6 protein-coding genes are annotated in these 2365 nt (G+C 51.7%); all 6 read right to left on the bottom strand.

Going from position 1 to position 2365, the window contains the following annotated elements:
- A partial coding sequence (locus V6D20_18080) for a hypothetical protein (GenBank protein HEY9817691.1) occupies positions 1 to 201 on the bottom strand: 201 nt, incomplete at its 3' end.
- 2 nt (positions 202 to 203) lie between these two features.
- Positions 204 to 716 carry a hypothetical protein gene (locus V6D20_18075; GenBank protein HEY9817690.1) on the bottom strand — a complete coding sequence of 171 codons (513 nt, stop codon included), beginning with the start codon at positions 714 to 716 and terminating at the stop codon, positions 204 to 206.
- Between the two features lie 2 nt (positions 717 to 718).
- Positions 719 to 1258 (bottom strand): hypothetical protein, encoded by a 540-nt coding sequence (locus V6D20_18070; protein HEY9817689.1) that lies wholly within the window; start codon positions 1256 to 1258, stop codon positions 719 to 721.
- 98 nt (positions 1259 to 1356) lie between these two features.
- Complete coding sequence (locus tag V6D20_18065; GenBank protein ID HEY9817688.1) at positions 1357 to 1674, bottom strand: hypothetical protein; 318 nt, start codon at positions 1672 to 1674, stop codon at positions 1357 to 1359.
- On the bottom strand, positions 1671 to 1949 hold the full coding sequence (locus V6D20_18060) for an HNH endonuclease signature motif containing protein (GenBank protein HEY9817687.1): 279 nt from the start codon (positions 1947 to 1949) through the stop codon (positions 1671 to 1673). The genes V6D20_18065 and V6D20_18060 overlap by 4 nt, the downstream gene beginning before the upstream one ends.
- Positions 1949 to 2365 (bottom strand): hypothetical protein (locus tag V6D20_18055; GenBank protein ID HEY9817686.1); only part of this gene is annotated, 417 nt, incomplete at its 5' end. The genes V6D20_18055 and V6D20_18060, both read right to left, overlap by 1 nt.

Here is a 2365-nt window from a genome sequence, read left to right as displayed (position 1 = left end):
AGCGGCGGGCATAGCGGTGTCTTTGTGCGCTACTAATACGCGAGCCTCACATTGCAGCGTAGGCCCAGTGCCCCCGTTGGTGATGCGGAAAGTGACAATGCCACCATCCACAGCAGAACAATCAAGGCGACCACGGGTGGTGCTGCCAGCAGTGTTTGCTACGCTAGATACTAGGGCGGTGCGGGTTTGAGTTTTAGCCATGTTTAGATTTCCGTCCAGACGGTGCCGTTGTCACGGTAGATGAGGCGGGCAGCGTCAACGTCGCTCAAGTCCCCCTCAAACGAAAGAAGGCCGGGGTTTGCAGCATCACCAATTCCACTGCCCAGCAGTCTTTCGGCATTCGTAGCGTTACGCTTGCAATGGTCAAGCACAGCGGCTTGCACCAGCAAATCAGCAGCCGTCCCCTTCCAGCACTCTTGAATGCCAGCGCGGACGTTAGCCTTCGACGGGTTGATAGAGCGACCTTCGTTATCGAACAACCAGTCCCAGATGCGGGCCTTGCCCACGCTCAGGTTGTCCACTCGCACCCAGTCGAAGCCGTTCTGCATAATTTCATCTTGCAGCACAGCAGTGCGCCACACGACAAAACTAGATGCCGTGTTCAGGTAGGTGCGCAACCCAGCAGCGTTGCCGGGGTTAACGAAGAACGCAGCAGCGGCGGGGGTTGCAAAGCAAGCAGCACGCAGCGTGGTCAGTTGAATATCAGATAGTGCCATAATTAACTCCCTGCCGGAACGGTAAGTTCATAAGTAAATTGGATAGAATCTCCGCTAATGACGTTAATTGGAGCGAACGTGCTCCTATCAAGCAGGGTTCCTGCCGAAGCAGCACTGAAGATGCCATGCTCAACAATGGCGAAGGTGCCGCTATAGGCAATGGTGCCCACGGTGCGATAGATGTTAGGAGAGGCCCCCTCGGCTTGCGTACCACTGGTGCGCGTAGCAACCTCGGTGATGAGGGCAGTTTGTGCGCTACTCTCTGCCGTGGCATCCGTACCACTAGCGTGGAAGCGGAACAAGCTAACGTCAGTGGCACTACTTTGCAGGCCATCAACCAAGTAGTTAACACCAGCCGTAGTGACTACTTTTGTAGAGATGAGGCCCAACTCCTCTTCCTTGCCATTGCGAATGCGGGTGGCATACAGCCGCCCCACAGGGGTAATCTCACCACCCCAAGGGGACGAAGCAGCAGCCCACAGCACGCGGCAGCGCAGCTTAACCTCTTCCCAGAAAGTACGCAGCGTAATAAGCAACTTCATTGACGACCCCTTTTAGCAATACCAGTTTTAAGTTTGAAAGAAAGATATTTAGATTGACACCAAATACGAATAGATTTGAACATATTAATAAGCCCTAATTACACCATCTTAGTGGCAGAGAAGACACCGGGGGTTGCCCCTACTAATAGGAAGGCAACGTGCGTAATGGAGGCAGGGAATACAGAGAACACTTCTGCACCCGCAGGGAATAGCATAGAGGAGGAGGTGGCATTAACACCAGCCCCACCCAACTCTACATATACATCCACACTAGAGGCCAGCCGTACCAAGCTAGTAGAGGTAGGAAGGGCTAGGCGACTACTAGAGCCACTAGAGGCACCACTAACAGTGGTGTCGGGAAGGAGGGCTTGTACAGCGCCACCGTTATTGTCCCGAACTAAATTAGGATTACTCATCCATTACCCTTCATTTTATTACCCTTAGTTTTTGCAACACTACGGTTAACAGCCCTATCTTGAACACGCAAATTGCTGCGGCTAGTAGAACCACCCCGTTTAAGTGGCTTTTTGTGGTCAACATCCTTACCATCTCCCTTACTAACCTTACCCTCTTTTTCCATCTGGGCGCGGGCTTTGTTACGCTTTGCCCTATCCTTAACTACAGAGGGTTTGCCATCATACTTTTCATACTGCTTCTTGTAATCACGTTTCCCGCCGGACATAAATGGCATTATTTAACTCCGTTCACAATGGACAATACAGTGGCTAGTTTCTCTTCGACATGGCTGTGGTCCTTCTCTTCTTCTTCCTTCTTAGGACGCCCAGCACCCCTCTTACCTAGCACATCTGCATACCCCTTGTCAGCAAGCCACTTGGCAGCGGCAGTGCCTCCTTGGGCCTTAGAGTGGGCCACCATTTGCTTAATGGCCTCACTGCGCAGCTTTACAGCCATTTCCTCTAACCACTTATCCACATGCCCTTTAAGGTTGGGGTGGTTACGCAGCATTAGCCAATGGTCCCAATCGCCCACGATGGACATAGCAGCACTATATTCGCTAGGGTCACGGCTCTCTAAGAACATCTGCTTAACTTGAGGGATGGTGTAGATGGGTTTAAACTTTACATCTGGTCTATTAAATTCTTTGAA

Source organism: Candidatus Obscuribacterales bacterium (genome assembly GCA_036703605.1).
In the GTDB taxonomy this organism is placed as follows: Bacteria; Cyanobacteriota; Cyanobacteriia; order RECH01; family RECH01; genus RECH01.
This window is presented reverse-complemented; position numbering and strand designations above follow the sequence as displayed.

What these genes read in the sequence shown, in the direction of transcription:
- V6D20_18075 (HEY9817690.1), bottom strand. Translation starts at nt 716, where the DNA reads ATGGCACTATCTGATATTCAACTGACCACGCTGCGTGCTGCTTGCTTT.
- V6D20_18070 (HEY9817689.1), bottom strand. Translation starts at nt 1,258, where the DNA reads ATGAAGTTGCTTATTACGCTGCGTACTTTCTGGGAAGAGGTTAAGCTG.
- V6D20_18065 (HEY9817688.1), bottom strand. Translation starts at nt 1,674, where the DNA reads ATGAGTAATCCTAATTTAGTTCGGGACAATAACGGTGGCGCTGTACAA.
- V6D20_18060 (HEY9817687.1), bottom strand. Translation starts at nt 1,949, where the DNA reads ATGCCATTTATGTCCGGCGGGAAACGTGATTACAAGAAGCAGTATGAA.